Annotated in this window: 10 protein-coding genes; 9 read left to right on the forward strand and 1 reads right to left on the reverse strand. The window is 64.2% G+C overall.

The window, feature by feature from the left end:
* Window position 1 precedes the first annotated feature (1 nt).
* The 9 genes from EVC45_RS34570 to EVC45_RS34610 all read left to right on the forward strand — a co-directional run bounded on the left by EVC45_RS34570 (window position 2) and on the right by EVC45_RS34610 (window position 10830).
* Complete coding sequence (locus EVC45_RS34570; protein ID WP_129962644.1) at window positions 2-796, forward strand: ABC transporter permease; 795 nt, start codon at window positions 2-4, stop codon at window positions 794-796.
* 16 nt (window positions 797-812) lie between these two features.
* The gene (locus EVC45_RS34575; protein WP_129962645.1) at window positions 813-1910 is read left to right on the forward strand and encodes an ABC transporter ATP-binding protein; all 1098 of its coding nucleotides are present in this window, start codon (window positions 813-815) and stop codon (window positions 1908-1910) included.
* A gap of 11 nt (window positions 1911-1921) precedes the next feature.
* Complete coding sequence (locus EVC45_RS34580) at window positions 1922-2629, forward strand: GntR family transcriptional regulator (RefSeq protein ID WP_129962646.1); 708 nt, start codon at window positions 1922-1924, stop codon at window positions 2627-2629.
* 71 nt (window positions 2630-2700) lie between these two features.
* The gene (locus tag EVC45_RS34585; RefSeq protein WP_129962647.1) at window positions 2701-4161 is read left to right on the forward strand and encodes an NAD-dependent succinate-semialdehyde dehydrogenase; all 1461 of its coding nucleotides are present in this window, start codon (window positions 2701-2703) and stop codon (window positions 4159-4161) included.
* Window positions 4162-4255: 94 nt separating this feature from the next.
* Complete coding sequence (locus EVC45_RS34590) at window positions 4256-5170, forward strand: LysR substrate-binding domain-containing protein (protein WP_129962648.1); 915 nt, start codon at window positions 4256-4258, stop codon at window positions 5168-5170.
* 193 nt (window positions 5171-5363) lie between these two features.
* A complete protein-coding gene (locus EVC45_RS34595) occupies window positions 5364-6659 on the forward strand; it encodes a dicarboxylate/amino acid:cation symporter (protein ID WP_129962649.1) in 1296 nt (431 codons plus the stop codon).
* The gene (locus EVC45_RS34600; RefSeq protein ID WP_129962650.1) at window positions 6656-8122 is read left to right on the forward strand and encodes an aspartate/glutamate racemase family protein; all 1467 of its coding nucleotides are present in this window, start codon (window positions 6656-6658) and stop codon (window positions 8120-8122) included. The genes EVC45_RS34595 and EVC45_RS34600 overlap by 4 nt, the downstream gene beginning before the upstream one ends.
* 94 nt (window positions 8123-8216) lie before the next feature.
* Window positions 8217-9635, forward strand: a complete 1419-nt coding sequence (aspA, locus tag EVC45_RS34605; RefSeq protein WP_129962651.1) for an aspartate ammonia-lyase — start codon at window positions 8217-8219, stop codon at window positions 9633-9635.
* A gap of 73 nt (window positions 9636-9708) precedes the next feature.
* Window positions 9709-10830, forward strand: a complete 1122-nt coding sequence (locus tag EVC45_RS34610; RefSeq protein ID WP_129962652.1) for an asparaginase — start codon at window positions 9709-9711, stop codon at window positions 10828-10830.
* 80 nt (window positions 10831-10910) lie between these two features.
* Here EVC45_RS34610 and EVC45_RS34615 read toward each other — a convergent pair whose 3' ends face one another.
* Window positions 10911-11384, reverse strand: coding sequence for a bacterioferritin (locus tag EVC45_RS34615; RefSeq protein WP_129962653.1), 474 nt, complete (start codon window positions 11382-11384; stop codon window positions 10911-10913).
* Between the last annotated feature and the right edge of the window lie 8 nt (window positions 11385-11392).

Below are 11392 nucleotides of genomic sequence, written 5' to 3' on the forward strand. Positions count from 1 at the left end.
CATGTTGCTCGATTTCGATCGTCTCGGCGGGCTACGCTGGGCGTTGGTGGCGATAGGCGCTGCCGTTGCACTGTTTCTGTTGCTGCCGATCGTGTTCATCGTCGCGCTGTCGTTCGGCGATTCGCAGTGGCTGATTTTCCCGCCGCCGGGCTGGACGCTGGAGTGGTATCGGCAGCTTTTCACCGACGCGGGCTGGATCGACTCGCTGCTCACGAGCGCGAAGCTGGCCGTGATCGTAATGGCGCTTTCGGTGCTGCTCGGGTTTCTTGCCTCGCTGGCGCTGGTGCGCGGCAAGTTCCGCGGCCGCGAAGCGGTGAAAGGCTTCTTCCTGACACCGATGGTGCTGCCCGTCGTCGTTCTGGCCGTCGCGCTGTATGCGTTCTTTCTGCGCATCGGCCTGAACGGCACGATGACCGGCTTCGTGATCGGCCATCTGATCATCGCGCTGCCGTTCTCGATCATCTCCATCAGCAACTCGCTGGTGAGCTTCGATACGGCGCTCGAAGACGCGGCGCTGATCTGCGGCGCGTCGCCGCTCACCGTGAAGCTGCGCGTGACCCTTCCCGCGATCCGCCTCGGCCTGTTCGCCGCTGCGATCTTCGCGTTTCTCGCGTCGTGGGATGAAGTCGTGGTGTCGATCTTCATGTCGAGCCCGACACTCCAAACGCTGCCCGTGCGTATCTGGTCGACGCTGCGGCAGGACCTGACGCCCGTCGTTGCGGCGGCGTCTTCTCTGCTGGTCGCGTTGACGACCGTATTGATGCTGGCGGGCGCGGTGCTGCGCCGCGCGCGCTAACCGAGGTAAACAAGCCATGACTGAATTCCTGCAAATCCAGCGTCTGCGCAAGACCTACGACGACGTGGTCGCCATCGACCAGGTTTCCCTCGATGTGCGTAAGGGCGAATTCATGACGTTCCTTGGACCGTCCGGTTCGGGCAAGAGCACGACGCTGTATATCGTCGCGGGCTTCCAGGAGCCCACCGACGGCCGCGTTCTGCTCGACGGCAAGCCGCTGCTGGCGGTCGCGCCGAACAAGCGCAACATCGGCATGGTGTTTCAGCGCTATACGCTGTTCCCGCACCTGACGGTAGGCGAGAACGTCGCGTTTCCGCTGCGCGTGCGCCGCCGCCCCGATGCAGAAGTCAACGCAAAAGTCGACAAGATGCTCAAGCTCGTGCATCTGTCCGAGTGCCGCGACCGGATGCCCGCGCAGCTGTCGGGCGGGCAGCAGCAACGCGTGGCGATCGCACGCGCGCTGGCCTACGATCCGCCCGTGCTGCTGATGGACGAGCCGCTGTCCGCGCTCGACAAGAAGCTGCGCGAGGAAATCCAGCTCGAATTGCGCCGCATCCACCAGGAGACGGGCGTGACGATCCTCTACGTCACCCACGACCAGGAAGAAGCGCTGCGCCTGTCCGACCGCATCGCGGTGTTCAACAAAGGCCGCATTGAGCAGGTGGGCACCGGCGAGGAGCTGTACGCGAACCCGGCGTCGCGCTTCGTCGCGAGCTTCATCGGCAATTCGAATTTCCTGCCGGTGAAGGTGACGAAGAATAGCGAAGGCCGGATGAACGGCGTGTTCCCGAACGGTCACGAGATCGCCTCGGACGCCTTCAGTCCCGGCCTCACCGCGGGCGACGACGGCACTTTGATGATCCGCCCTGAACAGATGCGCATCAGCGCGCTGCAACGTGCGAGCGAGGTGAAGGGCACGAGCGGCCTGCCTGTGACGGTGCGTGATATCACCTATCTCGGCGACGCGATGCACTACGCGGTGGCGACGCCGTGGCAGCAGGAAATCTCGATCCGGATGCCGGCCGCGCATCGCCACGACAGCGGCATCGCGATCGGCACCCAGGCGCTGGTCGACTGGGACGCACGCGATGTGCGCCTGTTCGCGCAAGCATGACGGCGGCTGCCATGAGCGGCTCACTGCCATCGCTGAAGGTTCAACGCCCGACCACCACCTTGCGCGAACTCGCGCTCGAGAAAATGCGCACGGCGATCCTGGAGGCCCATTTCCATCCCGGCGAGCGGCTCGTCGAGCGCTCGCTGTGCGAGATTCTCGGCGTGAGCCGCACCGTGGTGCGCGAGGTGTTGCGGCATCTGGAAACGGAGGGGCTCGTCGACTCGATACCGAACCAGGGGCCGATCGTCGCCGTGCTCGACTTCGAGACGGCGGCGGAGATCTATGAAATACGCGCGCTGCTCGAAGGCGAGGCGGCGATGGCGTGCGCGCAGCATGCGGACGAGCACACGGTCGCGGATCTCGCCGGCTTCATCGACCAGATCCAGACGGCCTTCGAAGCGCAGGATCATCAGGCCGTCAGGGCGCTCACTTCGGCCTTCTATGAACGCATGTTCATCGGCGGCAAGAAGCATGTGGCGTGGGAGATCGTGCAGTCGTTGACCGCGCGCATCAACCGCCTGAGAGCGCTGACAATCGCCTCCGACGACCGCGGCCGCCAGGCCGTCGGCGAGATGCACCAGATCCTCTCGGCCATCGAGGCTCGCGATACCGCCGCCGCGCGCGAGGCCGCGATCGCGCACGTGCACAGAGTGGCCGACATCGCCCGCAAGCTGCTGGCGGACGGGCACGAGCAGTCCGTGTGGCGTCAGGCGGGCTGACGCGCGTTTCCAATCAACCGCCGGCGCGCAGCGCGGCATCAACCGCATTTTGTGTATCAAAGGAAAGTAACGTGGAATTGAAGACCCTGTTGAAGGACGCGGCGCTTCTGCGCAATCAGGCTTATATCGACGGCCAATGGTGCGCCGCCGACTCGGGCGCGAGTTTCGACGTGTCGGACCCGGCAACGGGCGCAACGCTCGGCAGCGTTCCTTTGATGGGAGCAGCCGAGACGACGCGGGCAATCGATGCGGCCAACGCCGCGTGGCCGGCATGGCGAGCGCGCACGGCCAAGGAGCGTGCGGTCGTGATGCGACGCTGGTACGACCTGATGATCGAAAACGCCGACGACCTCGCGCTGATCCTGACCGCGGAACAGGGCAAGCCGCTCGCGGAAGCGAAGGGCGAAATCGTCTACGGCGCGTCGTTCATCGAATGGTTCGCCGAGGAAGGCAAGCGCGTTGCCGGTGACACGCTGGCGTCGCCGGCGTCGGACAAGCGGCTCGTCGTCCTCAAGGAGCCGATCGGCGTGTGCGCCGCCATCACGCCGTGGAATTTTCCGAACGCAATGATTACCCGCAAGGTGGGCCCGGCGCTCGCGGCGGGCTGTCCGATCGTCGTGAAGCCCGCCGAAGCCACCCCGTTCTCGGCGCTCGCGCTCGCGGTGCTGGCCGAGCGGGCCGGCGTGCCGAAAGGCGTGCTCAACATCTTGACCGGCGACCCGAAGGCGATCGGTGGTGCGATGACGAGTAGTCCCGTGGTTCGCAAGCTGTCGTTCACCGGATCGACCGGGGTGGGCAGATTGCTGATGGCGCAAAGCGCGCCCACGGTGAAGAAAGTCACGCTCGAACTGGGCGGCAATGCGCCATTCATCGTATTCGACGACGCCGATCTCGACGCCGCGGTGGAAGGCGCAATTGCATCGAAGTACCGCAACAACGGGCAAACCTGCGTGTGCACGAATCGCTTCTACGTGCATGAGCGGGTGTACGACGCGTTCGCGTCGAAGCTGGCTGCGGCGGTCGAAACCCTGAAAGTCGGGCACGGCATGGAGGGCGGCGTCACACTGGGCCCGCTGATCAACGACGCGGCGGTCAGCAAGGTCGAGGCGCACATCGCCGATGCACTCGGCAAAGGGGCGTCGCTCGTCACCGGCGGCAAGCGTCACGCGCTCGGCCACGGCTTTTTCGAGCCCACGGTGCTGACCAACGTAAGCGCGCAGATGGATGTCGCGAAAGACGAGACCTTCGGCCCGCTTGCGCCGCTGTTCCGCTTTTCGAGCGACGAAGAAGTGGTGAAGCTCGCCAACGATACCGAGTTCGGACTGGCCGCCTACTTCTATAGCCGCGATATCGGCCGCATCTGGCGCGTGGCCGAACAACTCGAATACGGCATGGTGGGCATCAATACCGGCCTGATCTCGAACGAAGTCGCGCCGTTCGGCGGCGTGAAGCAGTCGGGTCTCGGCAGGGAAGGCTCGCACTACGGCATCGACGATTACCTCGTGATCAAGTACCTGTGCATGGCGGTTTGACGTCGGTCCGATAGTCAGCATCGCGCGCGGCCGGGCGTAGAATTGCGGGCGCAGCGGCGAGCACATTCGTCGCCGGACCGGAGACCGATGGCTGATGGAAATCAAGTGGATCGAAGACTTCATCGCGCTCGCCCGCTATCAGAGCTTTTCCCGCGCGGCGGAGTTTCGCAACGTCACGCAGTCGGGTTTCAGCAGACGGATTCAGCAGCTCGAACAATGGGTCGGCGCCGACCTCGTCGATCGCAGCGGCTTTCCGCCGACCCTGACCCCGGCAGGGCAACTGTTTCGTGACGCGGCCGAAGACATCCTCGACAAGCTGTTCGACACGCGCGCGATCATTCGCACCGAACAGCGTATCGCGGGCACGAGCCTGCAGATCGCGGCGGGCCACACGATCGCGCTGAACTTCCTGCCCGCGTGGTTGCGCACGCTGTCGAAGCACGTCGGCGAAGTGCGCGCGCGCGTGATTCCGGCGAACGTGCACGATTCGATCCTGATGCTGGTCAACGGCAACTGCGAGCTGATGTTCGCTTATCACCATCCGCAGTTGCCGTTGCATCTCGATCCGGCCAGGTACGAATGCGTGACCGTGGGCGTCGACACGTTCATGCCGGTATGCCGGCCCAATCAGCGGCTTGCACACGCGTACCGTCTGCCCGGCGTGATGGAACATCCGATGCCGTTCATCGCGTATACGGAGACCAGCTACTTTGGCCGCTGCTTCGCGTTGCTGATGGAGCAGAGCAAAGCGTCGCCCGCGTTGCATCTTCACTACGAGTCCGACATGGCCGAGGTCGTGAAGAAGCTCGTGCTGGAAGGCGAGGGCGTTGCGTGGCTGCCGAAGAGCTCGATCGCGGCCGAGCTCGACGCCGGCCAGCTCGTTGCCGCCGGCCGCTCCGAATGGCAGCTGGAGCTGGAGTTGCGCGTGTATCGCGACCTCACGAATCGCAGCGAACTTCTCGATACGCTGTGGCGGCATCTGCGGGCCTCGTCGGGGCCCGCCGCCTAGCGCCGATAGGGTTATCCCGCGTTATGCGAAACTTGCATAGCCGTATGCAACACTAGCATTCACGTCTTTTCTGTCGTCTCTAGAATTCCGTCCAGACACAAAAAACGGTACCTCGACATTCGATGTACCGGCCATTTCCGAGCGCGCGCCGGTTGCTGCCGACCGTTCGTGCGCCATCTCAGGACGGAGACACATGAAGAATCGGCTTACCCTCTACATCCTCGCCGGCATGCTGCTCGGCGTGGCCGTCGGCTATGTCTGCCATCGCATGGCGGCCGATGCCGCGCAGGCGAAGGAGATCGCCGGCTACTTTTCCATCGTCACCGATATCTTCCTGCGGCTCGTGAAGATGATCATCGCGCCGCTGGTGTTTGCGACGCTGGTGTCGGGTCTCGCCGGCATGGAAGGCACAAGCGACGTGCGCCGCATCGGTCTGCGCTCGATCGCGTGGTTCCTGTGCGCGTCGCTGTTCTCGCTCGCGCTCGGCCTCGTGCTCGCGAATCTGCTGCAACCGGGCGCGGGTCTGCACATGACCCAGACGAGCGCTGACGTGGCCACCGGCCTGAACACGTCGAGCCTGAACTTCAAGGACTTCGTCACGCACGCGTTCCCCACCAGCATCATCGATTCGATGGCGCGCAACGATATCCTGCAGATCCTCGTGTTCTCGGTGATGTTCGGCATCGTGCTCAGCGTGATCAAGTCGGACCCGCGCGTCGCGCCGCTGATCGCCGGCGTCGAAGGGCTCGTGCCGACCATGCTGAAGCTGACCGACTACGTGATGCGGCTCGCGCCTCTCGGTGTGTTCGGCGCGCTGGCATCGGCGATCACCGTGCATGGCCTCGATGTGCTGACCACGTACGGCAAGCTCGTCGCCAGTTTCTACACGGGCCTCGCGCTGCTGTGGGTCGCGCTGATCCTCGCCGGCTACGCGTTTCTCGGCAAGCCGATCTGGGCCTTGCTCAAGGCGATCCGCGAACCGGCGATGCTGGCGTTCTCCACCGCGAGCAGCGAGGCCGCCTATCCGCGCCTGACGGAGAAGCTGGAGGAATTCGGCGTCGACAAGAAAGTGGTCGGCTTCACGCTGCCGCTCGGCTATGCATTCAATCTCGACGGCTCGATGATGTATCAGGCGTTCGCCGCGATCTTCATCGCACAGGCGTTCGGCATCGATATGCCGATCAGCACGCAGATCGTGATGCTGCTCGTGCTGATGGTGAGCAGCAAGGGTATGGCGGGTGTCGCGCGCGGCTCGGTCGTCGTCGTCGCGGCCGTGGCGCCGATGTTCCATTTGCCGCCGTCGGGCGTCGTGCTGGTGCTCGCGATCGACCAGATTCTCGACATGGGGCGCACGGCGACCAACGTGATCGGCAACAGCATCGCGACGGCAGCCATTGCGAAGTGGGAGGGCAAGCGCGCGGCGCGCCAGGAGCGCCGCGCGGCGATGGCGACGGCTTCGTTCGGCCCGCTCGAAGGCGAGACGAAATGAGCGGCATCGACGCAACGGCTGCCACCAGCGCGCGGAAGTTCGGCGTGGTGGGCGGGCTTGGCCCGCTCGCGAGCGCGGACGTGTTCTTCAAACTGATCAAGTCGACGCCGGCCACGCGCGACGCCGAGCACTTCGATGCGATCTTCGAGCAGCAGCCGTTTCGCAGCGCCGATGCCGACAGCGAGACGTTGACGCAGCGCAAGCTGTACATCTTCGATCTGATCAGCAGCTTCGAGAAGCGCGGCGTGACGACGGTCGTGCTGCCGTGCTTCCTGAGTCACACGTTCATCGACGAACTGAAGGCCAATTCGCCGCTGCAGATCGTCGACATGATCGATGCGGTGCGCAGCCACGTGCGCAGAAGATTTCCCACGGTGCACCGCGTGGGCGTGCTCGCGTCGGCCCATACGCGGCGCAAGCGCCTGTTCGAGAAGTACTTCGCGGCACCCGAGTTCGAAGTGATCCATCCGCGCATCGGCGACGGCATCGATTTCGTCACGGAAGCCGTCTATGGCGAGGATGGCGTGAAGAGCGGCAATCTGCGTGGCCGTCCGGTCGAGTTGCTGCGCGCGGCGTGCGAGGATCTGATCGCGCAGGGCGCCAACGTCATCGTGCCGGGGCTCACCGAGATCGCGCTCGTCGCGGACGAGCTCGGTCCGTTACGCGTGCCGCTGGTCGATTCGAACCTCGCTTACGCGCAGTATGTGGTGTCCGGCCAGTACCACACGCCCGAGACGATCTTCAAGGTCGGCGTGGTGGGCGGCGTGGGTCCGGCGGCCACCGTCGATTTTATTCACAAGATCGTGCGCGCGACGCCCGCGCGGCGCGATCAGGACCACATCAAGCTGCTCGTCGAGCAGAACCCGCAGATCCCGGATCGCACGGAGAATCTGATCGGCGATGGACCCGATCCGACCATCTCGCTGTACGCGACCTGCAAGAAACTCGAAACGGGCGGCGCGGATCTGATCGCGATCCCGTGCAATACCGCGCATGCTTTCGTCGAGCGGATCCAGCCTTATCTCGGCGTGCCGATCGTCAATATGCTGACCGTGACGGTGCGGTATCTGCGCGAGTCGTTTCCCGCGCTGCGCTCGGTCGGTGTGCTCGCGACCTCCGGCACGCTCGCGAGCGGCGTCTACGAGAAGGCGCTCGAATCGCAAGGCTTGCGGCAGGTCGTTCCGGCGCCCGCGCTACAGGCGCGCGTGATGGACGCGATCTACGGCAAGGAAGGCGTGAAGGCCGGCTTCACGGCGGGGCAGTGTCAGCAAGACCTCGCCGCGGCGATCGACGGGCTCATCGCCGACGGCGTCGAAGTGATCGTTCTCGGCTGCACGGAACTGCCGCTGCTGCTGCGCGAGCCGTATGTGATCGGCGCGAACGGCGCACGCGTGAGCGTGGTCGATCCGACCGATGTGCTCGCGAAGCAGTGTGTCGCCTGCGCGACCTCACCACCAGGGTAACCAACCGCATCACCCAGTCAATGCGACGGACCTGCACACGACGTGTGCCGGATGACCCCGCTCGCCTGTCGATTTCAGAACCTCAGAGGTACTTATGCTTGCACCGACCGAACGTATCGAACACGACCTTCTTGGCGATCTCGCCGTACCCGCGACCGCGTATTACGGCGTACACACGCTGCGCGCGCTGCAAAACTTTCCCATCACGGGCATTCCGATCGCCGCGTATCCGAACCTCGTCAACGCACTGGCGAGCGTGAAGGAAGCCGCCGCGCTGGCGAACTACGATCTCGGCCTGTTGAGCGCCGTGAAGAAGCAGGCGATCGTGCACGCCTGCAGGCAGGTGCGTTCGGGCACCGCGCACGAGCATTTCGTCGTCGATGTGATTCAAGGCGGCGCGGGCACGTCGACCAACATGAACGCGAACGAGGTGATCGCCAATCTCGCGCTCGAACAGCTCGGGCGAGAGCGCGGCGAATACGCGGTGCTTCATCCGAACGAGGATGTGAACCTCGGCCAGAGCACCAACGACGTTTATCCGACCGCGCTGAAGATCGCCACGTACGCGGGCATCATGCAACTCGTCGACGCGATGGGCGTGTTGCGCGCATCGTTCGAACGCAAGGCGGTGGAGTTCGGCAACGACCTGAAGATGGGCCGCACGCAGCTTCAGGACGCCGTGCCGATGACGCTCGGCCAGGAGTTCAGCACTTTTGCGGTGATGCTCGGCGAGGACGAAGAACGGCTGAAGGAAGCGGCCCTGTTGATCTGCGAGATCAATCTCGGCGCGACGGCGATCGGCACCGGCATCAACACGCATCCGGAATACGCGCAGCTCGCCTGCAAACACTTGAGCGACATAACGGGTATCGCGTTGACCACGTCGCCGAATCTGATCGAAGCGACGCAGGATGTCGGCTCGTTCGTGCAGCTCTCCGGCGTACTGAAGCGGGTCGCCGTGAAACTGTCGAAGACCTGCAACGACCTTCGTCTGCTTTCGAGCGGTCCGCGCGCGGGCCTCGGCGAGATCAACCTGCCGCCCGTGCAGGCGGGTTCGAGCATCATGCCGGGCAAGGTGAATCCGGTGATTCCGGAGGTCGTCAACCAGATCGCGTTCGAAGTGATCGGCAACGACGTGACGGTGAGCTTCGCCGCCGAAGCCGGTCAGCTGCAGCTCAACGCGTTCGAGCCGATCATCGCGCACAGCCTGTTCAAGAGCGTCGCCCACTTGCGCGCGGGGTGCCTCACGCTCGCGTCGAAATGCGTCGACGGCATTACCGCGAATCGCGAGCGGCTGCGCGCGATCGTCGAGAGCTCGATCGGTATCGTGACCGCGCTGAACCCGTACATCGGCTATACGCACTCGACCGAAGTCGCGAAGGAAGCGCTGGCGTCGGGGAAGAGCGTGGCGCAGATCGTGATCGAGAAGGGCTTGTTGAGTCAGGCACAGCTCGACGAGATCCTGCAACCCGCGATGCTGACGCAACCACGAAAAATCACGTCGGCCGGATGAGCGACGAAGGCTTTTCCGGTCACAGGTCGCTGCATGCGCACGCGACTCTTTTAAACGATGAAGGAGACGAAAGATGAACATCACCACGTTCAATCGAACAGCAATCCGTCTGTGCGGTTCGGCGGCCCTGCTGATCGCGGCACTCGGCGCGGGTACCTGCGCGCAGGCCGCCGACGCGCCGTCGCAACAGGCCAGCGCCCCCAACGCAATGCCGCGCGTTCTGGTGCTGGCCACCGGCGGCACGATTTCCGGTACCGCCGATCCTCGCTCGGCGATCGGCTACAACTCGGGCAACGTGAAGGGGCAGGAACTGGTGCGCGGCGTGCCGGGCATCGAGAAGCTTGCGAGCATCAGCGCGGAGCAGATCTCGAACGTCGGCTCGCAGGACATGAACGACAAGATCTGGTTGCAGCTTGCGCATCGGATCGACGAGGCCTTCGAGCGTAACGAGGCCGACGCCGTCGTGATTACGCACGGCACCGATACGATCGAGGAAACCGCGTTCTTCCTGAACAACGTGCTGCGCTCCGACAAGCCGGTGGTGCTGGTCGGCTCGATGCGGCCGGGCGGTTCCACGAGCGCCGACGGTCCCAACAATCTGTACGAAGCGGTCGAAGTGGCCGCGAGCCCGCAGTCGCGGGGCAGGGGCGTGATGGTCGTGATGAACGACCAGATTCACGCGCCCCGCTGGATCACCAAGACCAATACCACCGCGGTACAGGCGTTCGCATCGCCGAATGCGGGCGCGATCGGTTATGTCGATCCGGCCAGCGTGCGCTTCGTCCAGCCCGCGGTGACGTCGGCACGCGCTGCGCTGAGCCTGCCCGCGAATGGCCAATTGCCGCGCGTCGATATCGTCTACGCGCATAGCAACATGGATGGCCGCCAGATCGATCATGCAATCGCCGATGGCGCGAAGGGCATCGTCGTAGCCGGCGAAGGCGATGGCGACATGTCGAAGGAAGCGCTCGCGGCGCTCGACCGCGCGGCGGCAAAAGGCATCGTGGTGGTTCGCTCGACGCGGCTGGTGTCGGGGTTCGTGAACCGGAACGTCGAGGTGGATGACGACAAGCGCGGATTCGTGGCATCGCTCGATCTGAATCCGCAGAAGGCGCGCTTGTTGACGCAATTGCTGGTGGCCAACGGCGTGACCGACCCGGTCAAGGTGCAGCAGGCGTTTAGCGGGACGTGGTGATGGGTTTGGGGCGGCGTTCGAGGCGCCGCCCCGCACTCAGCGTCTGCAGCGAGGCGGCAGGAAGTGGCGACGCAGTTCGATCAGGACTGGGGCGCCTGTCCATCGGCCGACGTCGTCATTTCTCCAGGGCGGCGTAGCATCTTGTCGACTTCGCCCGCATGCATCTCCTCGACCTGGATCATCTGACGGGCGAACTCTTCGAGTGCAACCGAGCGGTCCTCGACCAGCGCCAGCAGGTCGCGATAATGCCCCAACGCGACGTTCTCGGCTTGCAACGACTCGCGCAGGATCGAAGCGATATCGAAGGTGTGCGAGTCGAGGAGGGGACCGATCGCAAGCGACGGATAGGCGCCCAGCGTGGTGATCCATTCTCCGGCCTGTTGCGCGTGCAGTAACGATTCATCGGCCTGCGCGCGCAGCCACGACTGGATCGGAATGCGTCCGAAGCCGAAAACCAGAAACGAGTAGTGCGTATATCGCACGACGCCGGCCAATTCGGATTCGAGGATCCGGTTCAGCACCGCAACAACGTCTTCCTTATTCATCTCGGCCATTTGATATC

The organism is Paraburkholderia sp. UYCP14C (assembly GCF_004197395.1).
Lineage (GTDB): Bacteria > Pseudomonadota > Gammaproteobacteria > Burkholderiales > Burkholderiaceae > Paraburkholderia.

Excerpts from the sequence above, each read along its gene's own strand:
- EVC45_RS34570 (WP_129962644.1), top strand. The coding sequence starts at position 2 with ATGTTGCTCGATTTCGATCGTCTCGGCGGGCTACGCTGGGCGTTGGTG.
- EVC45_RS34580 (WP_129962646.1), top strand. The coding sequence starts at position 1,922 with ATGAGCGGCTCACTGCCATCGCTGAAGGTTCAACGCCCGACCACCACC.
- EVC45_RS34575 (WP_129962645.1), top strand. The coding sequence starts at position 813 with ATGACTGAATTCCTGCAAATCCAGCGTCTGCGCAAGACCTACGACGAC.
- EVC45_RS34595 (WP_129962649.1), top strand. The coding sequence starts at position 5,364 with ATGAAGAATCGGCTTACCCTCTACATCCTCGCCGGCATGCTGCTCGGC.
- EVC45_RS34615 (WP_129962653.1), bottom strand. The coding sequence starts at position 11,384 with ATGGCCGAGATGAATAAGGAAGACGTTGTTGCGGTGCTGAACCGGATC.
- EVC45_RS34610 (WP_129962652.1), top strand. The coding sequence starts at position 9,709 with ATGAACATCACCACGTTCAATCGAACAGCAATCCGTCTGTGCGGTTCG.
- EVC45_RS34600 (WP_129962650.1), top strand. The coding sequence starts at position 6,656 with ATGAGCGGCATCGACGCAACGGCTGCCACCAGCGCGCGGAAGTTCGGC.
- aspA (WP_129962651.1), top strand. The coding sequence starts at position 8,217 with ATGCTTGCACCGACCGAACGTATCGAACACGACCTTCTTGGCGATCTC.
- EVC45_RS34590 (WP_129962648.1), top strand. The coding sequence starts at position 4,256 with ATGGAAATCAAGTGGATCGAAGACTTCATCGCGCTCGCCCGCTATCAG.